The organism is Escherichia sp. KTE172, from assembly GCF_000408845.1.
GTDB classification, from domain to species: domain Bacteria; phylum Pseudomonadota; class Gammaproteobacteria; order Enterobacterales; family Enterobacteriaceae; genus Escherichia; species Escherichia coli.
This window is the reverse complement of record NZ_KE137316.1, coordinates 214,091-236,467: the sequence shown is the minus strand read 5'-3', so window position 1 is coordinate 236,467 and position 22,377 is coordinate 214,091. Positions and strand designations below refer to the sequence as shown.

Annotated in this window: 24 protein-coding genes; 12 read left to right on the top strand and 12 right to left on the bottom strand. The window is 53.2% G+C overall.

All coding sequences use genetic code 11. The annotated features are described in order from the left end of the window. Window positions 1-8: 8 nt before the first annotated feature. From G434_RS22400 to pspA, 7 genes are all read right to left on the bottom strand, one after another. Entirely contained in the window at window positions 9-1,070 is a 1,062-nt protein-coding gene (locus tag G434_RS22400; RefSeq protein WP_000138717.1) for a YcjF family protein, read from the bottom strand. Then, entirely contained in the window at window positions 1,067-2,464 is a 1,398-nt protein-coding gene (locus tag G434_RS22405) for a YcjX family GTP-binding protein (RefSeq protein WP_000825790.1), read from the bottom strand. Before G434_RS22405 ends, G434_RS22400 begins: the two co-directional genes overlap by 4 nt. Before the next feature lie 118 nt (window positions 2,465-2,582). Continuing rightward, on the bottom strand, window positions 2,583-2,897 hold the full coding sequence (gene pspE / locus G434_RS22410) for a thiosulfate sulfurtransferase PspE (protein ID WP_000473125.1): 315 nt from the start codon (window positions 2,895-2,897) through the stop codon (window positions 2,583-2,585). Between the two features lie 74 nt (window positions 2,898-2,971). Continuing rightward, on the bottom strand, window positions 2,972-3,193 hold the full coding sequence (gene pspD, locus G434_RS22415; protein ID WP_001295585.1) for a phage shock protein PspD: 222 nt from the start codon (window positions 3,191-3,193) through the stop codon (window positions 2,972-2,974). 8 nt (window positions 3,194-3,201) lie between these two features. After that, window positions 3,202-3,561, bottom strand: a complete 360-nt coding sequence (gene pspC / locus G434_RS22420) for an envelope stress response membrane protein PspC (protein ID WP_000907379.1) — start codon at window positions 3,559-3,561, stop codon at window positions 3,202-3,204. Continuing rightward, window positions 3,561-3,785: an envelope stress response membrane protein PspB gene (pspB, locus tag G434_RS22425; RefSeq protein ID WP_001274963.1), complete on the bottom strand. Its 225-nt coding sequence runs from the start codon at window positions 3,783-3,785 to the stop codon at window positions 3,561-3,563. Before pspB ends, pspC begins: the two co-directional genes overlap by 1 nt. Before the next feature lie 53 nt (window positions 3,786-3,838). Beyond that, a complete protein-coding gene (pspA, locus tag G434_RS22430) occupies window positions 3,839-4,507 on the bottom strand; it encodes a phage shock protein PspA (protein ID WP_000511025.1) in 669 nt (222 codons plus the stop codon). A 166-nt stretch (window positions 4,508-4,673) separates the two neighbouring features. On the opposite strand from pspA, the gene pspF reads away from it, so the two are divergent. Next, window positions 4,674-5,651: a phage shock protein operon transcriptional activator gene (pspF, locus tag G434_RS22435; RefSeq protein ID WP_000852833.1), complete on the top strand. Its 978-nt coding sequence runs from the start codon at window positions 4,674-4,676 to the stop codon at window positions 5,649-5,651. A 119-nt stretch (window positions 5,652-5,770) separates the two neighbouring features. Here the strand turns inward: pspF and puuE are convergent, their stop codons facing one another. The 5 genes from puuE to puuD all read right to left on the bottom strand — a co-directional run bounded on the left by puuE (window position 5,771) and on the right by puuD (window position 11,341). Then, window positions 5,771-7,036: a 4-aminobutyrate transaminase gene (puuE, locus tag G434_RS22440; protein WP_000069243.1), complete on the bottom strand. Its 1,266-nt coding sequence runs from the start codon at window positions 7,034-7,036 to the stop codon at window positions 5,771-5,773. A gap of 37 nt (window positions 7,037-7,073) precedes the next feature. Then, a complete protein-coding gene (gene puuB / locus G434_RS22445; RefSeq protein WP_000134848.1) occupies window positions 7,074-8,354 on the bottom strand; it encodes a gamma-glutamylputrescine oxidase in 1,281 nt (426 codons plus the stop codon). Window position 8,355: 1 nt separating this feature from the next. Next, complete coding sequence (gene puuC / locus G434_RS22450; RefSeq protein ID WP_001009161.1) at window positions 8,356-9,843, bottom strand: aldehyde dehydrogenase PuuC; 1,488 nt, start codon at window positions 9,841-9,843, stop codon at window positions 8,356-8,358. Window positions 9,844-9,992: 149 nt separating this feature from the next. Then, entirely contained in the window at window positions 9,993-10,550 is a 558-nt protein-coding gene (gene puuR, locus G434_RS22455; RefSeq protein ID WP_001278727.1) for an HTH-type transcriptional regulator PuuR, read from the bottom strand. 26 nt (window positions 10,551-10,576) lie between these two features. Beyond that, the gene (gene puuD, locus G434_RS22460; protein ID WP_001307158.1) at window positions 10,577-11,341 is read right to left on the bottom strand and encodes a gamma-glutamyl-gamma-aminobutyrate hydrolase; all 765 of its coding nucleotides are present in this window, start codon (window positions 11,339-11,341) and stop codon (window positions 10,577-10,579) included. A gap of 211 nt (window positions 11,342-11,552) precedes the next feature. Here puuD and puuA point away from each other — a divergent pair, with 211 nt between their 5' ends. The 11 genes from puuA to fabI all read left to right on the top strand — a co-directional run bounded on the left by puuA (window position 11,553) and on the right by fabI (window position 22,238). Continuing rightward, on the top strand, window positions 11,553-12,971 hold the full coding sequence (puuA, locus tag G434_RS22465) for a glutamate-putrescine ligase (RefSeq protein WP_001296746.1): 1,419 nt from the start codon (window positions 11,553-11,555) through the stop codon (window positions 12,969-12,971). A 148-nt stretch (window positions 12,972-13,119) separates the two neighbouring features. Beyond that, window positions 13,120-13,284: a YmjE family protein gene (locus tag G434_RS29560; RefSeq protein ID WP_120795382.1), complete on the top strand. Its 165-nt coding sequence runs from the start codon at window positions 13,120-13,122 to the stop codon at window positions 13,282-13,284. Next, window positions 13,274-14,659 carry a putrescine/proton symporter PuuP gene (gene puuP, locus G434_RS22470; protein WP_001309476.1) on the top strand — a complete coding sequence of 462 codons (1,386 nt, stop codon included), beginning with the start codon at window positions 13,274-13,276 and terminating at the stop codon, window positions 14,657-14,659. Before G434_RS29560 ends, puuP begins: the two co-directional genes overlap by 11 nt. A gap of 133 nt (window positions 14,660-14,792) precedes the next feature. After that, entirely contained in the window at window positions 14,793-15,038 is a 246-nt protein-coding gene (locus G434_RS22475) for a YmjA family protein (RefSeq protein WP_001015100.1), read from the top strand. A 312-nt stretch (window positions 15,039-15,350) separates the two neighbouring features. Further along, the gene (gene sapA / locus G434_RS22480) at window positions 15,351-16,994 is read left to right on the top strand and encodes an ABC transporter substrate-binding protein SapA (RefSeq protein WP_001250213.1); all 1,644 of its coding nucleotides are present in this window, start codon (window positions 15,351-15,353) and stop codon (window positions 16,992-16,994) included. Next, entirely contained in the window at window positions 16,991-17,956 is a 966-nt protein-coding gene (gene sapB, locus G434_RS22485; protein WP_000583281.1) for a putrescine export ABC transporter permease SapB, read from the top strand. The genes sapA and sapB overlap by 4 nt, the downstream gene beginning before the upstream one ends. Next, window positions 17,943-18,833, top strand: a complete 891-nt coding sequence (gene sapC / locus G434_RS22490; protein WP_001146163.1) for a peptide ABC transporter permease SapC — start codon at window positions 17,943-17,945, stop codon at window positions 18,831-18,833. The genes sapB and sapC overlap by 14 nt, the downstream gene beginning before the upstream one ends. Further along, entirely contained in the window at window positions 18,833-19,825 is a 993-nt protein-coding gene (gene sapD / locus G434_RS22495) for a peptide ABC transporter ATP-binding protein SapD (protein WP_001128858.1), read from the top strand. Before sapC ends, sapD begins: the two co-directional genes overlap by 1 nt. A gap of 1 nt (window position 19,826) precedes the next feature. Then, on the top strand, window positions 19,827-20,633 hold the full coding sequence (gene sapF, locus G434_RS22500) for a peptide ABC transporter ATP-binding protein SapF (RefSeq protein WP_000573407.1): 807 nt from the start codon (window positions 19,827-19,829) through the stop codon (window positions 20,631-20,633). 67 nt (window positions 20,634-20,700) lie between these two features. After that, window positions 20,701-21,066 (top strand): DUF559 domain-containing protein, encoded by a 366-nt coding sequence (locus G434_RS22505; protein WP_000968855.1) that lies wholly within the window; start codon window positions 20,701-20,703, stop codon window positions 21,064-21,066. Window positions 21,067-21,449: 383 nt separating this feature from the next. Continuing rightward, the gene (gene fabI / locus G434_RS22510) at window positions 21,450-22,238 is read left to right on the top strand and encodes an enoyl-ACP reductase FabI (protein ID WP_000506485.1); all 789 of its coding nucleotides are present in this window, start codon (window positions 21,450-21,452) and stop codon (window positions 22,236-22,238) included. Window positions 22,239-22,377 lie beyond the last annotated feature (139 nt).

Here is a 22,377-nt window from a genome sequence, read left to right as displayed (position 1 = left end):
ATATTGCATTATTTTTCGCTGGGCGTTTTGCCTTTTTGCAGCGTCTCTTTCACCTGACCGATAAGCTGACGACGGAAATCCCCGAGGCGAGGTTTGTCATCGTCAATCCACGGCAGAGGGCGGCAAAGCTCCATAGCTTTAATCCCCAGTCGTGCCGTCAGAAGTCCTGCACCAATCCCCTGAGCTGCCCGGGTAGACAAACGCGCAGCGAGATCTTGCGACATCCAGTCCATCCCCACTTCGCGCACCAGTTCGCTGGCTCCGGCGAAAGCGATATTCAGCAATACCAGCTTAAACAGGCGCAAACGGCTGTAATATCCCAGTTCAATGCCATACAGCGTGGCGATGCGATTGATCAAACGCAGATTGCGCCAGGCGATAAACGCCATATCGACCAACGCCAGCGGGCTGACCGCAATCATCAACGTTGATTCCGCCGCCGAACGGCTGATTTCGCGCCGCGCCTGGGCATCTAAAACTGGCTGGACCAAATGCGCATACAAACTGACCACTTCACGGTCGTTTTGCGTTTCATGGATTGAGGCATACCAGCGTTGCAGCGCTGGATGAGACTGATCAATACCCGCCTGCTGCGCCAGTTTTTCGCAAAATGCGCGGCCTTTGCCCGTGCCGTGGCTGTGCAACAAATCGCGCGCTTCGTCGCGTTCATGGGCGCGCTGTCGCAAGCGCCATAAGCGCCGCCACTCTGTTACCACAGAACCTACGCCAGCGCCGATAATCAATGCCCCAGCGGCACATCCACCCAGCGCCACCCAGTCCTGAGTTTGCCAGGCATTCATTGTCCACTGTACACCCTGCCCGACAACGCTTGCGCCAAACAGAGCCAGCCCGCCCATCACCATTTTGCGCCACAGGCTGCGTTTCGGACGTAACGCTGCATCCATTACCGCTTCAACTTGCCCCTCTTCTTCAGGCGCTTCATCGAGCGTGGCCGGGGCAAAATTTTGCGCCTGATTTTCGTCAAAGGTCTGCTGCGCCCTGAATTTTGGATTCTGATCGACCTCCAGCGGACCGTCGAAATCAATACGTGGTTTTAACGGTTCGGTCATCGCAATTTATCTCCTATTAAAAATTCCAGCGCGGCATCAAGACGAATATGCGGCAGCGGTTTGTCGACATCCATCACCTGCGGGCGAAACGCTTCAAACTGGAACCCTTGTTTGTCCCAGAACGCCTGACCGGGCAAACGCGCAGGAACTTCACCGGGATAAACGGTGAGTGGCGCACCATCGCTGAGCCGGTTACCGCGCAATGCCGGAATTTTCTCGCCGTTGACGTCAATAATGCCGCTGGTGGTCGCCTGCACCGAGGCCAGCCCCAGGCAATCCATACTAATCCCTTCAAACGCCGCATTTTGCCAGGCATCCTGAATCAGTTGTTGCAGTAATGAAACCATATTGGCGTGCTGATCGATGGTCACATGGTCCGCTTTAGTGGCAGCAAACAATAGCTTATCGATAACCGGCGAAAACAAACGCCGGAACAAGGTACGCTGCCCGTAGTGGAAACTTTGCATCAGCTGCGTCAGTGCCAGACGCATATCATTAAATGCCTGTGGCCCACTGTTGAGAGGTTGCAGGCAATCAACCAGCACAATCTGGCGGTCAAAGCGCAGAAAATGATTCTTATAGAACCCCTTCACCACCTTCTCGCAGTAATAATTAAACCGCTCGCGCAGCATTCCGGCATTGGTGTGCTTATCGGCCTGCGCCAGTTTGGACTCGCCCCAGGTATCGACATCCGGCCACGGGAAGAATTGCAGCGCGGGCGCACCTGCCATATCTCCTGGCAAGACAAAGCGCCCTGGCTGAATAAAGTGCAGCCCCTGCTGTTTACAGTGGTGGAGATAATCGGTCCACGCGGCGGCAATGTCTGCCAGCCGGTTTTCGTCGGCAGGTGCTAGCGGGTCCAGCCCTTCGCACATCATTCGCCATTTGACCGACCATTCGCCGCGCTGACCATTGAGTAAGCCCGTCATCTGGCGTGACCAGCTTAAATAGTCCTGCGCCAGCATCGGCAGGTCGAGCAACCATTCGCCGGGATAATCCACAATCTCCAGATACAGCGTGGAGGTGTCCTTGAAGTGGCGTAGCAGCGAATCGTTCGATTTAAAACGTAGCGCCAGGCGGATTTCACTGACGCCGCGCGTTGGCGTCGGCCAGGCGGGAGGATCGCCATATAACTGCGCCAGTCCTTCATCATATGTGAAGCGCGGAATGCCAAAGTCACGCTGAGGAATGCGTTTTACGCCCAGCAGGCGCTCTTCACGCACCGCGCTTAACAGCGGCAAGCGTGCTCCGGCATGAATATTGAGCAACTGATTGACCATCGCAGTGATAAACGCTGTTTTGCCGCTGCGGCTTAGTCCGGTTACGGCGAGGCGCAGATGTCTGTCGACACCCCGATTCACCAGCGCATTAAGTTCATTTTTAAGTCGCTTCATTGCTGTCCTGTGCCAGAAAGCTGTAGAAAGGATTAGATACTGGAGATAATAATGTGGGTTAATTTTGATTTATCAAATGAATAAGCGGCGTTGTTTACACCGCTCAATGAGTAATTTGTTAACCTTTGACCTTCGGCATTGCGATGTCTTTCAGGCCACCGGCGTTCTCAACGTGGGTATATCCCATCTCGCTAAGGATCTCTTTTGCCTGCCCTGACTGGCGTCCGGCATTGCAATACACTTTCACGGTGTCGTTTTTATCCGGAACGGCGGAGGCAATGCGCTCTTTTACTTCCTTCAGGGGAATATTGATGGCCCCCTGAACGTGCTCTTGCTGATACTGCTCTGGAACACGAACATCGATCCAGTGTTCAGCGGCGAAAACGGGCAGTGAAAACACCAGTGTCAGAGCAAGTAAGCCTTTTTTAAACATGTAAGCGTCCTTCTATGGATGAAAATTGCCATCCATAATATGCCTTAGCTTTAACAATTTTTGCGAAACTCCCCTCACCTTTTATAACGCTGCGCCAGTTTATTGGCAGCCCGACTTAACAGCGGTTCCAGCGCCACGGCCAGCAACATTTTCAGTGGTCGGCGAGCAACTGATTTTATCGCCCAACCAGCTACACCCGCCGGGCCATAGCGCAGTGCGGTAAGAAGTACCAGCTTGCCTGCTAATTTGAAACCAGGCTTCACCTTTTGCCCGGCCTGTTGCCAGCGAGTATTCATAACTTTCCTCACAGTTGACGGAAACGGCTACGTAACATGAAAGTATCGGAAGTGACATAACGTTCCATCTCGCGTAAACGCGTTTCACTTGCCGCCAGTTCACGGTCGACTTCATCCAGCAATTCACTGCTGGAAGGTAGCTGCTCACCAAAGGCCATGTTGTCCGGCATTGGATCAAGCGCAAATGACAAAATGATGTAAGCAACCAGGGTAAACAGCGCCAGACCGAAGAAAATCGACAGCACCACCAGGATACGCACCAGTTTTACCGGTACATCAAAATAGTTGGCAATCCCGGCGCAAACGCCGCGTACCATGCCCTGCTGCGGAATACGCCATAATTTTTTATTGAAATTAATGCCCGCCATTAGCGATCCCTCCAGTTCGGATGTTCTGCATCAAGAATAGATTCCAGCGCCTGAATACGTTCGCGCATCCGTTTTGCTTCATCAGCCAGTTGCGCTAATCGCTGCTGCTCACTTTGCGACAATTCACTGCGACCAGAACGATTGCTGTAATGCAGCCATAACCAGATCGGTAAAACAAACAGCACAAAAATGGTTAACGGAATAGCCAGAAATAGCGCGCTCATAAGGACTCCTTAGACGATGAGCGGCGGCGCGTTCGGACGCCGCCTGGATGTTATTATTGATTGTCTTGCTTCATTTTGGCTTTTAATTGTGCCAATTGTTCGCTGATTGCATCATCGGCTTTCAGTTCGGCAAACTGATCGTCCAGCGATTTTTGTTTACCGAAGCTGTGGCTTTCTGCTTCCGCTTCCATCTGGTCAATTCGACGTTCGAAAGATTCGAAACGAGCCATTGCTTCATCCAGTTTGCCACTGTCCAGCTGACGACGCACATCGCGCGACGAGTTTGCCGCCTGATGGCGTAACATCAATGCCTGCTGGCGAGCGCGTGTTTCGCTCAATTTGTTTTCCAGCTCGCCAATCTCTTTCTTCATGCGTGCCAGCGTATCGTCCACCAGCGTCACTTCATGTTCCAGGCTCTTAATCAGATCGGTCAGTTTCTGTTTTTCAATTAACGCCGCACGCGCCAGATCTTCTCTCTCTTTCAGCAGCGCCAGTTCGGCTTTTTCCTGCCATTCAACTTCACGCGCCGACGCTTGTTCTATACGGCGAGTCAGCTGTTTCTTTTCTGCCAGCGCACGCGCCGAAGTAGAACGTACTTCAACCAATGTATCTTCCATCTCCTGGATCATCAGACGCACCAGTTTCTGTGGATCTTCCGCTTTCTCTAACAGAGCGTTGATGTTGGCATTCACGATGTCGGCAAAGCGAGAAAAAATACCCATAATGTTGTCCTCTTGATTTCTGCGTTCAGGATTGTCCTGCTGAACTATTAATACAATTTGCGTGCCAATTTTTTATCTTTTTGATTTATAAAGATCTGATTGAAGAATCAACAGCAACATGCCAGGATGAGTTAGCGAATTACACTAACAAGTAGCGAATTTCATCATGGCAGAATACAAAGATAATTTACTCGGTGAGGCGAACAGCTTTCTCGAAGTGCTGGAACAGGTTTCGCATCTCGCACCGCTGGACAAACCGGTGCTCATCATCGGCGAGCGCGGCACAGGTAAAGAGCTGATTGCCAGCCGTCTGCATTATCTCTCCTCCCGTTGGCAGGGGCCGTTTATTTCCCTTAACTGCGCGGCGTTAAATGAAAATCTGCTGGATTCCGAACTGTTTGGTCACGAAGCGGGCGCGTTTACCGGTGCGCAAAAACGTCATCCAGGGAGATTTGAACGTGCCGACGGCGGTACGCTATTTCTTGATGAACTCGCTACGGCACCGATGATGGTGCAGGAGAAATTATTGCGTGTGATTGAGTACGGTGAACTGGAGCGCGTTGGCGGCAGCCAGCCATTGCAGGTGAATGTGCGGTTGGTATGCGCGACGAATGCCGATCTCCCGGCGATGGTCAATGAAGGTAATTTTCGCGCTGACCTGCTCGACCGGCTGGCTTTCGATGTAGTGCAACTGCCGCCCCTGCGCGAGCGCGAAAGCGACATTATGCTGATGGCAGAACACTTTGCCATTCAGATGTGTCGGGAAATCAAGCTGCCTCTGTTCCCGGGGTTTACGGAGCGCGCCAGAGAAACATTGCTGAATTATCGCTGGCCGGGAAATATTCGTGAATTGAAAAACGTGGTGGAACGTTCAGTATATCGCCACGGCACCAGCGATTATCCGCTTGATGACATTATTATTGATCCCTTTAAACGGCGTCCGCCTGAAGACGCTATCGCCGTTTCAGAAACCACCTCGCTTCCAACACTGCCGCTGGATTTACGTGAGTTTCAGATGCAGCAGGAAAAAGAGTTGCTGCAACTCAGTTTGCAACAAGGGAAATATAACCAGAAGCGCGCGGCTGAATTACTGGGGTTAACCTATCATCAGTTCCGCGCGTTGTTGAAAAAGCACCAGATTTAGCGAAGTTGGGCAATACAACTTGCCGGATGCGGCGTGAATGCTTTGTCCGGCATACATAATCAATACGTCGTTTGCAGGCCTGATAAGCGCAGCGCATCAGACATTATTGCGTTGGGCTATTAATCGTTCAGCGCATCCTGCAAAATTTTCATTGCCGCATCGAATTGCGCATCCGGGATGGTCAGCGGATACAGGAAACGAATCACGTTGCCGTATGCGCCACAGGTCAGCAGAAGCAGCCCCTGCGCCAGCGCGCGTTGCTGGATTTTCTGTGCAATCGCCGCTGACGGCTCGCCCGTTTGCGGATCGTTAAACTCTGCCGCAATCATAGACCCCAGACCGCGTACCGCCGCGATGGCCGGAACGCTTTCTTTGGCATCAATCAACGTGTTTGTCAGGCGCTGGCCCAGTTGATTCGCGCGTTCACAGAGTGATTCTTTGTCGATAATGTTGAGCACAGCGTGCGCGGCAGCCACCGCCAGCGGGTTCCCGGCGTAAGTACCACCCAACCCGCCCGGCGCGGGCGCGTCCATAATATTCGCGTTACCGACCACGCCCGAAAGCGGCATGCCGCCTGCGAGGCTTTTCGCCATCGTCATTAAGTCCGGCTTATCGGCGTAGTGATCCATGGCAAACAGTTTACCGGTACGCGCAAAGCCGCTTTGCACTTCATCGGCAATCATCACAATGCCGTGCTCGTCGCACAGGCGGCGAATGGCGGCAACCAGCTCTTTTGGTGCAACGTTGAAACCGCCTTCGCCCTGCACCGGTTCGAAAATAATCGCCGCCACCTGCTTCGCTTCAATGTCCGATTTAAACAAGCGTTCGATGGTGTCGAGAGAGTCCTGCGTTGAAACGCCATGTAAATCTGACGGATAAGGTACGTGATATACCGAACCGGGGAACGGGCCGAAGCCGATTTTGTACGGCGCGACCTTTCCGGTCAGCGCCATGGTCATATATGTACGACCGTGGAAGCCGCCGCTAAACGCAATCACGCCAGGGCGTCCGGTATGGGCGCGGGCGATTTTCACCGCGTTCTCAACCGCTTCCGCACCGGTGGTGAAGAACGCAGTTTTAGCCTGCCCGCTCACCGGGGCAAGGGCGTTAATTTTCTCCGCCAGGGTGACGTAGCTTTCGTACGGCACAATCTGATACGCCGTGTGGGTAAACTGTTGCAATTGCTGCTCCACCGCCGCGACCAGATCAGGGTGGCGATGCCCGGTATTCAGCACCGCAATGCCTGCGGCGAAATCGATGTATTCGTTGCCCTCTACGTCCTTCAGCGTAGCGTTTTCTGCCGACTGGGCGAAGAAGTTACACATCACGCCAACCCCGCGTGGGGTAGCAGAAAGACGACGCTGATGGAATTCATTGTTGCTCATGTTTCACACCTTTTGACTCTTCACTGTTAATCGGAAATTAAACGCCCAGACGATCGCGCAGGCTGTAATAAGCCGCGCCCATCGCGGTAAATGGCACGCGCAGCGTGCGCCCGCCGGGGAACGGGTAATGCGGCAGATTGGCGAAGGCATCGAAACGTTCGGCGTCGCCGCGCAGCAGTTCGGCAATCAAACGCCCGGCAAGATGGGTACAGGTGACGCCGTGGCCGCTGTAACCCTGCATGTAATAGATGTTGGTATCAAGGCGACCGAACTGCGGCATGCGCGACAAGGTCAGCAGGAAGTTGCCCGTCCAGCGGTAATCAATTTTCACGCCCTTCAGCTGCGGGAAGGTTTTCAGCAGTTTCGGCACCACAAGGCGCTCAACGTCATCCGGGTCGCGCGCGCCGTAGACCACGCCGCCGCCGTACAGCAGGCGGTTATCGGCGGTAAGACGGTAGTAATCAAGCAGATAGTTACAGTCTTCAACGCAGTAGTTTTTCGGGATCAGCGAACGGGCTAAATCTTCCGACAGCCGCTCGGTGGTGATCACCTGCGTGCCGCACGGCATGCTGCGTTTCGCTAGTTCCGGCTCTACTTTATCGCCCAGATACGCATTCCCGGCGACAATCACATACTTCGCCGTCACCTGACCATTGGCAGTCCGCACCACGGCTGGCGTGGTGTGCTGGATCTGCGTCACGGCGGAAAGCTCATACACGCGCCCGCCGTTCAGGCGGATGGCATCGGCTTCACCAATGGCGAGGTTTAGCGGGTGAATATGCCCACCGCTGTGATCCAGCAGCGCACCAGTGTAGCGATCGCTGGCGACCTCGCGGCGAATAGCGTTGGCGTCCAGCAGCTCCAGCTGTTTATTGCCGTAGCGTTCCCAGTTCTCTTTCTGCTCTTCCAGAGTCGCGAGCTGTTTATCATTCATCGCCACAAACAGGCCGCCGGGGCGGTAATCGCAGTCAATCTGATAACGTTTGATACGTTCGCGGATGATCTCGCCGCCTTCGAACATCATGCTGCCGAGCATACGGGCGGTGTCCATGCCGTAGCTTTTTTCGATGACGTCGATGTCGCGGCTGTAAGAGTTCACAAGCTGCCCGCCGTTGCGTCCGCTTGCGCCGAAGCCGATGCGTGAGGCTTCAAGAACCACCACGTCAAAGCCCGCTTCCGCCAGATGCAGCGCGGAAGACAGCCCGGTATAGCCGCCACCGACCACGCAAACGTCGCAGGAAATCGACTCATTCAGCGTGTCGAATGGCGCGTATTTATTCGCACTGGCGGCGTAGTAACTGCTGGTATGTTCGGTCATTTCAGGCCTCCAGGCTTATCCAGATAGTTTTCAGTTCGGTGAATTTTTCAAGGGCGTGCAGGGATTTGTCGCGACCGTTGCCGCTCTGCTTATAGCCGCCAAACGGCACGGTCATATCGCCGTCGTTGTAGTTATTGACGAAGACGGAGCCGACTTTCAGGCGGCGACTCATGCGGTGCGCGCGGGAGAGGTCGCGCGTCCATACTGCCGCGCCGAGGCCGTACTGGCTGTCGTTGGCAAGCTGTAGCGCCTGTTCTTCTGATGTGAAACGCGTGACCACCAGCACCGGACCGAAAATCTCTTCGCGGCTTAAGGACGCATTCGGGTCTACCTCCACAAAGATGGTCGGGCCGATGGCGGCAGCCAGCTCGGCGTTACGGCCATCCAGCAGCAGTTGCCCTTTGCTTTCGCCTTCCCGAATAAAGCTATGGACCGAGTCGGCGTGGGCGCAGTCGATTAAGGTGCCCATGGTGGTTGCGGGATCAAGTGGATGGCCCGGCTGCCAGTTTTGCGCCTGCTGTTTTAACAGGGCTAAGAATTCATCGGCGATGCTCTCTTCCAGCAACAAACGCGTTCCGGCGATGCACACCTGCCCCTGGTTGTAGAAAATGCCCGCAGCGGTCGCGCTCGCCGCTTTTTGCAAATCCGGACAGTCAGCGAAAACGATGTTGGCGCTTTTGCCGCCCGCTTCCAGCCAGACGCGTTTCATGTTGCTGTCGCCTGCATCTTTCAGCAGCTGTTTCCCGGTACGGGTCGAACCGGTAAAGGCGATGGCATCGATATCGTTATGACGCGACAGCGCCTGCCCCGCTTCATGACCAAAACCCGTCACCACGTTCAACACGCCATCCGGCAGACCTGCTTCTTTCGCCAGCCCGGCGAGACGAATCGCACTGAGCGGTGATTTTTCAGACGGTTTTAGGATCACGCTGTTTCCCGCCGCCAGCGCCGGGCCGAGTTTCCAGCAAGTCAGCAGCAGCGGGAAGTTCCACGGTACGATGGCGGCAATCACGCCGACCGGTTCACGCACGATCATCGCCAGCTCATGGCTACTGGTGGTCGCCACTTCGCCATACACTTTGTCGATAGCCTCGGCGTACCAGCGAATGGCGCGCGCCGCGCCGGGAATATCATCACGCAGGCTGTGACGAATCGGTTTGCCGGTGTCGAGCGTTTCCAGCAGCGCCAGTTCTTCAGCGTTAGCTTCCATTAAATCGGCGAGTTTATTCAGCACCGCTTTACGCTTAGCCGGAGAAGAGAGTGACCAGTCGCCACGTTCAAACACGCCGCGTGCTGCGCTCACCGCACGGTCAATATCGACGCTCTTGCCGCGGGCAATATTCGCCAGCGGTGCCTGGGTGACCGGATCAACGGTTTCAAAAGTTTCATTTTCCGCCGCAGCAGTATATTCACCGTTAATAAATAAGCGGGTTTCAATGGCGAGACTTAACGCTTTATCCTGCCAGTAAGCCAGATGATGAAAATTCATTATGACTCCTGTTTCACGTCTATCAGATATATGCAGTTTGTGAACGTCAGGGCGCAGAGATCCCCGGGCCGTATGCCCGTTTATTTCTGGCGACATTCTTTATAGATTGCCGGGCGCATTGCGCTTACCCGGCTTACAGAACAAAAAGATTAAAACGTGGTGGGCGTATGGGCGCTGATAATTCGGCAAATACCTGCCGACGTATTACTGAAACTGTGCGGGATGCCGGTATTAATGGCATAACTTTGCCCCGCGACGAGATGATAATCCTGACCATTAATCGTCAGAACAATTTCACCTTCCAGTACAGTGCCTATTTCCTCACCCTGATGCTTAATTCTTTCCCCAGTGGTTGTGCCCGGCTGGTAAGTTTCAAAGATCATCGCCAGCGTGCGATTCGGGTTACCGTTATGAACCAGCTTCATTGACACACCCTGACTGCCCATCTCAATTAAGTCGTCCTGATTAATGACGACCTGCGGCTCATCAGGTTTTTCCGGCTCGGAAAAGAATTCCGAGAGTGACAGACCATACACCTTCAGCAGCTTTTGCAGCGTACTGATGGCAGGGCTGACTTTATCTTGTTCTATCGTACTGATAGCACTGTGAGTCAGCCCGGAGAGTTCGGCGGCACGACGTTGTGAAAGCCCCTGCTGCTGGCGGATTTCCGACAAGCGTTTTCCTGGCGCCAGTCCCTCATCACTCATATTTGCATTTCCTTAAACTGTAGTGGTCAGAGTCGCTGTTTTTCAGCGATATGGTGCTGACAAGCGGTGATAAAGCCCTCGAACAATATACGCGAAAGCGCGTACTCGCTACTGTTCCATTCCGGGTGCCACTGTACGCCCAGCGCAAAAGGATGATTGATGACGCTAACCGCCTCAACTAAGCCATCCGGCGAGCGAGCTTCAACACGCAACCGTGGGCTAACGACCTTCGCCCCTTGTCCATGCAGAGAGTTTACCCAAAAGTTGCTACATTCAGGTAACAACGCAGACAGCAATCCCCCCTCTTCAACCTGAACTTCATGCGACGGTGCATATTGCTGCTCCACCGGCAGTTCGGGATCTTCCCGATGTTCCAGCAATTCAGGCTGTTCGCACAGCTTGCGATGCAACGAACCACCGGTTGCCACCACCAGTTCCTGTAAACCCCGGCAGATGGCGAAAATGGGGATGCGCCTTTCGAGTGCGGCATTAATTAACGCCATGCTCAGAAGATCACGCCCGGGATCGGCGTCAGGCTCATCGCCGTTTTCACCATATAGGTGCGGCTGCACATTGCTGGGACTACCAGGAAGATAAATACCATCGAGTTTCGGCAAAAGTTGTTCAAGTAACGACGGTTCCGCCAGCGCATGTGGTAGCGCAATTGGCAAGCCGCCTGCGTGGATGATGGCATTCAGGTACTTTTCTTGCAGAGTCTGGGTCGCATGACCCTTAAGCCTGTTCCTGCACATTACGACACCGATAACCGGATTGTTCATTATATTTTCCATGCTCAATCTCACAAAGTGGACTAAATTATCGCCATTACTGCGCTTTAAATGACCTTTATGTTCAATATTTTTTCAATCTAGCAGTGGGTTTTCATTTTTGCAAACTCAATTTAACATTTGACAAACATTTAGTTTGCATACAGATTCGAATAGTGGTCATTATATTTTACGCTTTGATAACGAGCGGAAAACAAACCAAAGGCGAAGAATCATGGAAACCAATATCGTTGAAGTAGAGAACTTTGTTCAGCAGTCAGAAGAGAGGCGGGGTAGCGCCTTTACGCAGGAAGTGAAACGCTACCTGGAGCGCTACCCGAATACGCAATATGTTGATGTTTTACTTACCGATTTGAATGGTTGCTTCCGTGGAAAACGTATTCCTGTTTCAAGCCTGAAGAAGCTCGAGAAAGGGTGTTATTTCCCGGCCTCGGTGTTTGCAATGGATATTCTGGGCAACGTAGTAGAAGAAGCGGGCCTGGGTCAGGAAATGGGCGAGCCGGATCGTACCTGTGTTCCTGTTCTCGGTTCCTTAACCCCTTCTGCCGCCGATCCAGAGTTTATCGGTCAGATGCTCCTGACCATGGTCGATGAAGATGGCGCTCCCTTTGACGTTGAGCCGCGGAACGTTCTTAACCGCCTGTGGCAGCAGCTGCGCCAGCGCGGATTGTTCCCGGTCGTAGCGGTAGAGCTGGAGTTCTATTTACTGGATCGCCAGCGCGACGCTGAAGGATATCTGCAACCGCCCTGCGCGCCCGGCACCGATGACCGCAATACACAAAGCCAGGTTTACTCCGTTGATAACCTCAACCACTTCGCCGACGTGCTCAATGATATTGATGAGCTGGCGCAGTTACAGCTGATTCCGGCAGATGGCGCGGTCGCTGAGGCCTCGCCAGGTCAGTTTGAAATCAATCTTTACCATACCGATAACGTGCTGGAAGCTTGCGATGATGCGCTGGCACTAAAACGCCTGGTGCGTCTGATGGCAGAAAAGCATAAGATGCACGCCACTTTTATGGCGAAGCCGTATGAAGAGCACGCGGGCAGCGGGATGCATATCCATATCAGTATGCAAAATAACCGTGGCGAGAACGTGCTTTCTGACGCGGAAGGCGAAGATTCGCCGCTGCTGAAAAAGATGCTTGCCGGGATGATTGACCTGATGCCGTCATCAATGGCGTTGCTGGCACCAAACGTGAACTCGTATCGCCGCTTCCAGCCAGGTATGTATGTACCGACGCAGGCGTCGTGGGGCCATAACAACCGCACCGTCGCCCTGCGTATTCCGTGCGGCGATCGCCATAATCACCGCGTGGAATATCGCGTGGCGGGTGCCGATGCCAACCCGTATCTGGTGATGGCGGCGATTTTTGCCGGTATTTTGCATGGCCTTGATAACGAACTGCCATTACAGGAAGAAGTCGAAGGTAACGGGCTGGAACAGGAAGGCTTACCCTTCCCGATTCGTCAGAGCGATGCCCTGGGTGAGTTTATCGAGAATGATCACCTGCGCCGCTATTTAGGCGAACGGTTTTGCCATGTCTATCACGCCTGTAAAAATGATGAGCTGTTGCAGTTTGAGCGCCTCATCACAGAAACAGAAATTGAGTGGATGTTGAAAAACGCGTAATACCCCTTGCGGGGTTGTTTCATCGGCCTGAGCGGAGCCAGGCCTGACATTTGCTGGTAATCCAGACATTTTCCGGATGTCGCGTTATGGAGCGCAGGCGGCAACGGGCTTCCGTTAACGATTAAGACTGTGACGAGGAAATGAGATGATGCCGATGATTAAATCCCCGCATGGCGAGGGAGGCTGCGTATGCGCCCCTCCTGCTACTGACTGGACTCCGCCCCCTTTGCTTCCCTTGCTAAACAGGTTTGATTTCAGGTCGACACGACCGCAAACCTTATTACGCAGGGGAGGCAGCAACTATGGCTATTAATTCACCACTAACTATTGCTGCGCAATCTGGCAAAACCCGTCTGCGAAAATCACTGAAATTGTGGCAGGTGGTGATGATGGGTCTGGCCTATCTCACGCCGATGACCGTATTTGATACTTTTGGTATTGTCTCCGGCATTAGCGACGGTCACGTTCCGGCGTCCTATTTGCTGGCGCTGGCGGGCGTGCTGTTTACCGCTATCAGCTACGGCAAACTGGTTCGCCAGTTTCCGGAAGCCGGTTCGGCCTATACCTACGCGCAAAAGTCGATTAACCCGCACGTCGGATTTATGGTCGGCTGGTCATCGCTGCTGGATTATCTCTTTTTGCCAATGATCAACGTTTTATTGGCGAAAATCTATCTCTCCGCCCTCTTCCCGGAAGTGCCGCCGTGGGTGTGGGTGGTAACCTTCGTCGCCATTTTAACCGCCGCGAATCTGAAGAGCGTCAACCTGGTTGCTAACTTCAATACCCTGTTTGTACTGGTGCAAATCTCCATCATGGTGGTGTTTATCTTCCTGGTGGTTCAGGGACTGCATAAAGGAGAAGGCGTTGGCACCGTCTGGTCACTTCAGCCGTTTATCAGCGAGAACGCGCACCTGATCCCGATTATTACCGGGGCGACGATTGTCTGTTTCTCCTTCCTCGGTTTCGATGCGGTGACCACGCTTTCGGAAGAGACACCGGACGCCGCACGCGTGATCCCGAAAGCCATCTTCCTGACGGCGGTATACGGCGGCGTTATCTTTATCGCTGCGTCGTTCTTTATGCAGCTGTTCTTTCCCGATATCAGCCGCTTTAAAGACCCGGACGCCGCACTGCCTGAAATTGCGCTGTACGTCGGCGGCAAGCTCTTCCAGTCGATTTTCCTCTGCACCACGTTTGTGAACACGTTAGCGTCTGGCCTGGCTTCACATGCCAGCGTGTCGCGTCTGCTGTATGTGATGGGGCGTGACAATGTGTTTCCGGAGCGCGTGTTTGGCTATGTGCACCCGAAATGGCGGACTCCGGCACTGAACGTCATTATGGTCGGGATTGTTGCGCTGTCGGCGCTGTTCTTTGATTTAGTCACCGCGACAGCATTGATTAACTTCGGTGCTCTGGTGGCATTTACCTTCGTAAATCTGTCGGTGTTTAATCATTTCTGGCGGCGTAAAGGAATGAATAAAAGCTGGAAGGATCACTTCCACTATTTGCTGATGCCGCTGGTTGGCGCGTTGACGGTGGGTGTGCTGTGGGTTAACCTCGAGTCAACGTCACTGACACTCGGTCTGGTATGGGCTTCGTTAGGCGGCGCATATTTGTGGTATCTGATCCGCCGCTATCGCAAAGTGCCGTTGTATGATGGTGACAGAACGCCGGTGAGCGAAACGTAATAGTCGGATGCGCGGCGCATTATCCTGCCTGAGGGTAATGCACCGCGCCATTAACTATAAAAAGATGTATGACCCGGATCACGAGTGCTATCATCCGCCCTTATGCTTAGCGCATTAACCCCAGGGGCAAATAATGAACCACGATATCCCGCTAAAATATTTTGATATTGCCGATGAGTACGCGACCGAATGCGCAGAGCCTGTCGCAGACGCTGAACGCACACCGCTGGCCCACTACTTCCAGTTACTGCTCACCCGTTTGATGAACAATGAAGAGATCAGCGAAGAAGCCCAACATGAAATGGCTGCTGAAGCGGGGATTAGTCCCGTACGCATTGATGAGATCGCAGAGTTTTTGAATCAATGGGGTAATGAGTAATTATTTCATTGCAGACGCTCGGTCAGTATCGTTGCCCGGATAAAGCGTTCACGCCGCATCCGGCTAAAAATGACACGCACTGCAGCGTGCTTTAATGGGTTTCTCACGATCGTACCGCTCTGCTCCTCGCTAAGTTGTTCTGTGAGTTATAGTTATAGAGAAATCACGGGTACGAATGTTGAACAGATGGTGACGTCACCTGTTCAACGACCAACCACACGGCCCTCATTACGACCCCTGAACACAAACGGTAATGGCAAATGTCATTAAATATTAGTAAGATAGCCTCTTTACATAAAATCCATTAATATTATGCGCCAGGTATTATCGTCTCTTTTGGTGATTGCTGGACTTGTGAGTGGTCAGGCAATCGCCGCGCCTGAATCCCCCCCGCATGCTGATATCCGCGACAGCGGTTTTGTCTATTGCGTTAGCGGGCAAGTCAACACCTTTAACCCATCCAAAGCGAGCAGTGGGTTAATTGTCGATACCCTTGCCGCCCAGTTTTATGATCGACTGCTGGATGTCGATCCCTATACCTATCGCCTGATGCCGGAACTTGCCGAAAGCTGGGAAGTTCTCGATAACGGCGCGACCTATCGCTTCCACCTGCGTCGCGATGTTCCGTTTCAAAAAACCGACTGGTTTACTCCCACTCGTAAAATGAATGCCGACGATGTGGTGTTTACCTTCCAGCGAATTTTTGACCGCAACAACCCGTGGCATAACGTCAACGGCAGCAACTTCCCCTACTTCGACAGCCTGCAATTTGCCGATAACGTGAAAAGCGTCCGCAAACTGGATAATCATACCGTTGAGTTCCGACTCGCCCAGCCGGATGCTTCTTTTTTGTGGCACCTGGCGACCCATTATGCATCGGTCATGTCGGCAGAATATGCCCGGAAGTTAGAGAAAGAAGATCGCCAGGAGCAACTCGACCGTCAACCGGTCGGCACCGGTCCGTATCAGTTGTCGGAATACCGCGCCGGGCAATTTATTCGCCTACAACGTCATGATGACTTCTGGCGCGGTAAACCGTTAATGCCGCAGGTAGTGGTGGATTTAGGCTCCGGCGGCACCGGACGTCTGTCGAAACTCCTGACCGGGGAATGCGACGTTCTGGCCTGGCCTGCTGCCAGCCAGCTATCCATTTTGCGTGACGACCCGCGCTTGCGTTTAACGCTGCGTCCTGGGATGAACGTCGCCTATCTGGCATTTAACACCGCCAAACCGCCGCTAAATAATCCCGCTGTCCGCCATGCACTGGCACTGGCGATTAATAACCAGCGCCTGATGCAATCCATCTATTATGGTACGGCTGAAACGGCGGCCTCTATTTTACCGCGCGCCTCGTGGGCCTATGACAACGAGGCTAAAATTACTGAATACAATCCGGCGAAATCGCGCGAACAGTTGAAGGCGTTGGGGCTGGAAAACTTAACGCTGAAACTGTGGGTGCCCACACGTTCGCAGGCGTGGAACCCCAGTCCACTGAAAACTGCCGAACTGATTCAGGCGGATATGGCGCAGGTTGGCGTAAAAGTGGTGATTGTGCCGGTAGAAGGTCGCTTTCAGGAGGCGCGGTTGATGGATATGAGCCATGATCTGACGTTATCCGGTTGGGCGACGGACAGTAACGACCCGGACAGTTTCTTCCGTCCTTTACTGAGCTGCGCGGCAATTCATTCACAGACCAACCTCGCCCACTGGTGCGATCCGAAATTCGACAGCGTGTTGCGTAAGGCGCTCTCCTCGCAGCAGCTGGCGGCGCGTATTGAAGCCTATGACGAAGCGCAGAGTATTCTGGCGCAGGAATTGCCCATTTTGCCGCTGGCGTCGTCATTGCGTTTGCAGGCCTATCGGTACGATATCAAAGGTCTGGTACTTAGCCCGTTTGGTAACGCCTCCTTTGCTGGGGTGTATCGCGAGAAACAGGATGAGGTGAAAAAACCATGATTATCTTCACCTTACGCCGCATTTTGTTATTGATTGTCACCTTGTTCCTGCTGACCTTTGTTGGCTTCAGCTTGAGCTATTTCACCCCACATGCGCCGTTACAAGGCGCGTCACTGTGGAATGCCTGGGTGTTCTGGTTTAATGGCCTGATCCACTGGGATTTTGGTGTTTCCAGCATTAACGGTCAACCGATTGCCGAACAGTTAAAAGAGGTCTTCCCGGCGACGATGGAACTGTGCATCCTCGCCTTCGGTTTTGCGCTGATTGTTGGCATCCCCGTGGGGATGATTGCCGGGATTACGCGCCATAAGTGGCAGGATAACTTGATCAACGCCATCGCCTTACTGGGCTTTTCAATCCCGGTGTTCTGGCTGGCGCTTCTGTTGACGCTGTTTTGTTCACTCACGCTAGGTTGGTTGCCCGTTTCAGGACGTTTCGATCTGCTCTACGAAGTGAAACCGATTACCGGTTTTGCGTTGATTGATGCCTGGCTTTCGGACTCACCATGGCGGGATGAAATGGTCATGAGCGCAATCCGCCATATGATATTGCCCGTGATCACCCTGTCGGTTGCGCCAACAACTGAAGTGATCCGACTGATGCGTATTAGCACTATCGAAGTGTATGACCAGAACTATGTTAAAGCAGCGGCGACCCGCGGTTTGTCCCGCTTTACTATTTTGCGTCGCCACGTTCTGCATAACGCGTTACCTCCGGTTATTCCTCGCCTGGGCTTACAGTTTTCTACCATGCTGACGCTGGCGATGATCACCGAAATGGTTTTTAGCTGGCCGGGTTTAGGCCGCTGGTTAATTAACGCCATCCGCCAGCAGGATTACGCAGCCATTTCCGCCGGAGTGATGGTGTGTGGCTCACTGGTCATTATTGTTAACGTGATTTCTGATATTTTGGGTGCCATGGCTAACCCTCTGAAACATAAGGAATGGTATGCCTTACGATAGCGTATACAGCGAAAAGCGCCCGCCGGGCACGCTGCGTACCGCCTGGCGCAAATTTTATAGTGACGCCTCTGCGATGGTCGGCCTGTACGGCTGCGCGGGGCTGGCTGTACTGTGTATTTTTGGCGGCTGGTTTGCGCCTTACGGCATCGATCAGCAATTTCTCGGTTATCAATTATTGCCGCCGTCATGGTCGCGCTATGGCGAAGTTTCTTTCTTCCTGGGGACTGACGACCTCGGACGCGATGTTTTAAGCCGTTTACTGAGCGGAGCTGCGCCAACCGTAGGCGGCGCATTTGTGGTGACGCTTGCCGCTACGATCTGTGGCCTGGTACTGGGCACCTTCGCCGGCGCGACGCACGGCCTACGCTCAGCGGTGCTTAACCATATACTGGATACCTTACTGGCGATCCCTTCCCTACTGCTGGCAATTATCGTTGTAGCGTTTGCCGGACCGAGTTTGTCTCACGCCATGTTTGCCGTCTGGCTGGCGCTGCTGCCTCGTATGGTACGTTCGATTTACAGCATGGTGCATGACGAACTGGAAAAAGAGTACGTTATCGCCGCCCGTCTGGATGGCGCATCAACGCTGAATATTCTCTGGTTTGCTGTGATGCCAAACATCACCGCCGGGCTGGTCACCGAAATCACCCGCGCACTGTCGATGGCAATTCTCGATATCGCCGCGCTGGGCTTTCTCGATCTCGGCGCGCAACTCCCCTCGCCTGAATGGGGAGCGATGCTCGGTGATGCGCTGGAACTGATTTATGTCGCCCCGTGGACTGTCATGCTGCCAGGTGCGGCAATTATGATTAGCGTGCTGTTGGTTAACCTCCTTGGCGACGGTGTCCGTCGTGCAATTATTGCGGGGGTGGAATAATGCCATTACTCGATATTCGTAACCTGACCATTGAATTTAAAACCGGTGATGAGTGGGTTAAAGCCGTCGACCGCGTAAGTATGACCTTAACCGAAGGTGAAATCCGCGGTCTTGTTGGCGAATCCGGTTCCGGCAAGAGTTTGATTGCGAAAGCGATTTGTGGGGTGAATAAAGATAACTGGCGTGTTACTGCTGACCGTATGCGTTTTGATGATATCGATTTGCTGCGTCTCTCCGCACGCGAACGGCGCAAGCTGGTTGGTCACAACGTGTCGATGATTTTCCAGGAACCGCAGTCGTGTCTTGACCCTTCAGAACGAGTGGGTCGCCAGTTGATGCAAAACATCCCAGCCTGGACCTATAAAGGCCGTTGGTGGCAGCGTTTTGGCTGGCGCAAACGCCGTGCCATTGAACTGCTGCACCGCGTGGGGATTAAAGATCACAAAGATGCGATGCGCAGTTTTCCCTATGAGTTGACCGAAGGTGAATGTCAGAAAGTGATGATAGCCATTGCACTGGCGAATCAACCGCGTCTGCTGATTGCTGACGAACCGACAAACTCAATGGAGCCAACAACCCAGGCGCAAATCTTTCGCCTCCTGACGCGTCTCAACCAAAACAGCAATACCACTATTTTGCTTATCAGCCATGACTTACAAATGCTTAGCCAATGGGCGGATAAAATTAACGTGCTTTACTGCGGTCAAACGGTGGAAACCGCGCCGAGTAAGGAGTTGGTGACGATGCCACATCATCCTTATACCCAGGCGCTGATCCGCGCGATACCAGACTTCGGCAGCGCGATGCCGCATAAAAGTCGCCTCAATACGCTGCCCGGCGCTATCCCACTGCTGGAACAGTTACCGATTGGGTGTCGTCTGGGGCCGCGTTGCCCGTATGCACAACGAGAATGCATTGTGACGCCACGTTTGACGGGGGCGAAAAATCATCTCTATGCCTGTCATTTCCCGCTGAACATGGAGAAAGAGTGAGATGATCGAAACGCTGCTTGAAGTGCGTAATTTAAGTAAAACGTTCCGCTACCGGACCGGTTGGTTTCGTCGTCAGACCGTAGAAGCGGTAAAACCCTTGAGCTTTACGCTACGTGAAGGCCAGACACTGGCGATTATTGGCGAGAATGGTTCGGGTAAATCCACGCTGGCAAAAATGCTGGCGGGAATGATAGAACCTACCAGCGGCGAGTTATTGATTGACGATCATCCGCTGCATTTTGGCGATTATTCCTTCCGTAGTCAGCGTATTCGCATGATTTTTCAGGATCCTTCGACATCGTTGAATCCCCGTCAACGTATCTCGCAAATACTGGATTTTCCACTGCGTCTGAACACCGATCTGGAACCGGAACAGCGTCGCAAACAGATTATTGAAACGATGCGTATGGTTGGGCTGCTACCGGATCACGTCAGTTACTATCCGCATATGTTGGCACCCGGGCAAAAACAGCGTCTGGGGCTGGCGCGCGCGCTGATATTGCGCCCAAAAGTCATTATTGCCGATGAAGCCCTCGCCTCACTGGATATGTCGATGCGTTCGCAGTTGATTAATCTGATGCTGGAGTTACAGGAAAAACAGGGCATTTCGTATATTTATGTCACCCAGCATATCGGAATGATGAAGCATATTAGCGACCAGGTGCTGGTGATGCATCAGGGCGAGGTTGTCGAGCGAGGCAGCACCGCCGATGTGCTGGCATCGCCGCTGCATGAACTCACCAAACGGCTTATTGCCGGTCATTTTGGCGAGGCATTGACGGCGGATGCGTGGCGTAAAGATCGTTAATTTTCTGAATCCTCCTTCCAGATTATTCACCTCATTCTGACAAGAGATTAAATCTTGTCAGAATGAGGTGATGGATAAAATAAAATCAAATGCGCGTGATTTAAGACGCAATCTCACTTCGCAGGAACGAAAGCTCTGGCGATATCTTCGCAGCCGACGTTTTGGTGATTTCAAATTTCGCCGTCAACATCCGGTGGGGAGCTACATTCTCGATTTTGCTTGCTGCTCGGCGCGTGTAGTAGTTGAGCTGGATGGTGGGCAGCATGATTTGGCAGTTGCCTATGATTCCAGGCGCACTAGCTGGCTTGAGTCGCAGGGCTGGACCGTGCTGCGTTTCTGGAATAACGAGATTGATTGTAATGAGGAGGCGGTGCTGGAGATTATTCTGCAGGAACTGAACCGCCTGTCACCCTCACCCCAACCCTCTCCCTGAAAGGGCGAGGGGGCCGACCGAGCCGAATAGCTGTTGTGGTGAAAACATGGAGGCGGATGATGAAGAATATTCGGCAAGGTCTGAACCACCATTCACTCTCACCCCAGCCATCGCCCTGAAAGGGTTAGGGGGCTGTATAAGCCTGTTTGTTGCTGGGGTGACAATATTTGCACAATACGGTCCCCTCGCCCCTCTGGGGAGAGGGTTAGGGTGAGGGGAAAAGCGCCCACCCTGCCCGCACCCTGCTCCGGTCGGACCTGGCAACTATAGCCACTCACAGCCAGGTTGATTATAATAACCGTTTATCTGTTCGTACTGTTTACTAAAACGACGAATCGCCTGATTTTCAGGCACAACAAGCATCAACAATAAGGATTAAAGCTATGGGTTTTCTTTCCGGTAAGCGCATTCTGGTAACCGGTGTTGCCAGCAAACTGTCCATCGCCTACGGTATCGCTCAGGCGATGCACCGCGAAGGAGCTGAACTGGCATTCACCTACCAGAACGACAAACTGAAAGGCCGCGTAGAAGAATTTGCCGCTCAATTGGGTTCTGACATCGTTCTGCAGTGCGATGTTGCAGAAGATGCCAGCATCGACACCATGTTCGCTGAACTGGCGAAAGTTTGGCCGAAGTTTGACGGTTTCGTACACTCTATTGGTTTTGCACCTGGCGATCAGCTGGATGGTGACTATGTTAATGCCGTTACCCGTGAAGGCTTCAAAATTGCTCACGACATCAGCTCCTACAGCTTCGTTGCAATGGCAAAAGCTTGCCGCTCCATGCTGAATCCGGGTTCTGCCCTGCTGACCCTTTCCTACCTTGGCGCTGAGCGCGCTATCCCGAACTACAACGTTATGGGTCTGGCAAAAGCGTCTCTGGAAGCAAACGTGCGCTATATGGCGAACGCGATGGGTCCGGAAGGTGTGCGTGTTAACGCCATCTCTGCGGGTCCGATCCGTACTCTGGCGGCTTCCGGTATCAAAGACTTCCGCAAAATGCTGGCTCATTGCGAAGCCGTTACCCCGATTCGCCGTACCGTTACCATTGAAGATGTGGGTAACTCTGCGGCATTCCTGTGCTCCGATCTCTCTGCCGGTATCTCCGGTGAAGTGGTCCACGTTGACGGCGGTTTCAGCATCGCTGCAATGAACGAACTCGAACTGAAATAATCGTTCTGTTGGTCAAGACGGGCGGCGTCCTGCCGCCCGTTATCTCTGTTATACCTTTCTGATATTTGTTATCGCCGATCCGTCTTTCTCCCCTTCCCGCCTTGCGTCAGGATAACGATTTCCTTTACGACCAAGGAGC

Coding starts and splice junctions, on each gene's coding strand:
- G434_RS22400 (WP_000138717.1), bottom strand. CDS start 1,070: ATGACCGAACCGTTAAAACCACGTATTGATTTCGACGGTCCGCTGGAG.
- G434_RS22405 (WP_000825790.1), bottom strand. CDS start 2,464: ATGAAGCGACTTAAAAATGAACTTAATGCGCTGGTGAATCGGGGTGTC.
- pspE (WP_000473125.1), bottom strand. CDS start 2,897: ATGTTTAAAAAAGGCTTACTTGCTCTGACACTGGTGTTTTCACTGCCC.
- pspD (WP_001295585.1), bottom strand. CDS start 3,193: ATGAATACTCGCTGGCAACAGGCCGGGCAAAAGGTGAAGCCTGGTTTC.
- pspC (WP_000907379.1), bottom strand. CDS start 3,561: ATGGCGGGCATTAATTTCAATAAAAAATTATGGCGTATTCCGCAGCAG.
- pspB (WP_001274963.1), bottom strand. CDS start 3,785: ATGAGCGCGCTATTTCTGGCTATTCCGTTAACCATTTTTGTGCTGTTT.
- pspA (WP_000511025.1), bottom strand. CDS start 4,507: ATGGGTATTTTTTCTCGCTTTGCCGACATCGTGAATGCCAACATCAAC.
- pspF (WP_000852833.1), top strand. CDS start 4,674: ATGGCAGAATACAAAGATAATTTACTCGGTGAGGCGAACAGCTTTCTC.
- puuE (WP_000069243.1), bottom strand. CDS start 7,036: ATGAGCAACAATGAATTCCATCAGCGTCGTCTTTCTGCTACCCCACGC.
- puuB (WP_000134848.1), bottom strand. CDS start 8,354: ATGACCGAACATACCAGCAGTTACTACGCCGCCAGTGCGAATAAATAC.
- puuC (WP_001009161.1), bottom strand. CDS start 9,843: ATGAATTTTCATCATCTGGCTTACTGGCAGGATAAAGCGTTAAGTCTC.
- puuR (WP_001278727.1), bottom strand. CDS start 10,550: ATGAGTGATGAGGGACTGGCGCCAGGAAAACGCTTGTCGGAAATCCGC.
- puuD (WP_001307158.1), bottom strand. CDS start 11,341: ATGGAAAATATAATGAACAATCCGGTTATCGGTGTCGTAATGTGCAGG.
- puuA (WP_001296746.1), top strand. CDS start 11,553: ATGGAAACCAATATCGTTGAAGTAGAGAACTTTGTTCAGCAGTCAGAA.
- G434_RS29560 (WP_120795382.1), top strand. CDS start 13,120: ATGCCGATGATTAAATCCCCGCATGGCGAGGGAGGCTGCGTATGCGCC.
- puuP (WP_001309476.1), top strand. CDS start 13,274: ATGGCTATTAATTCACCACTAACTATTGCTGCGCAATCTGGCAAAACC.
- G434_RS22475 (WP_001015100.1), top strand. CDS start 14,793: ATGAACCACGATATCCCGCTAAAATATTTTGATATTGCCGATGAGTAC.
- sapA (WP_001250213.1), top strand. CDS start 15,351: ATGCGCCAGGTATTATCGTCTCTTTTGGTGATTGCTGGACTTGTGAGT.
- sapB (WP_000583281.1), top strand. CDS start 16,991: ATGATTATCTTCACCTTACGCCGCATTTTGTTATTGATTGTCACCTTG.
- sapC (WP_001146163.1), top strand. CDS start 17,943: ATGCCTTACGATAGCGTATACAGCGAAAAGCGCCCGCCGGGCACGCTG.
- sapD (WP_001128858.1), top strand. CDS start 18,833: ATGCCATTACTCGATATTCGTAACCTGACCATTGAATTTAAAACCGGT.
- sapF (WP_000573407.1), top strand. CDS start 19,827: ATGATCGAAACGCTGCTTGAAGTGCGTAATTTAAGTAAAACGTTCCGC.
- fabI (WP_000506485.1), top strand. CDS start 21,450: ATGGGTTTTCTTTCCGGTAAGCGCATTCTGGTAACCGGTGTTGCCAGC.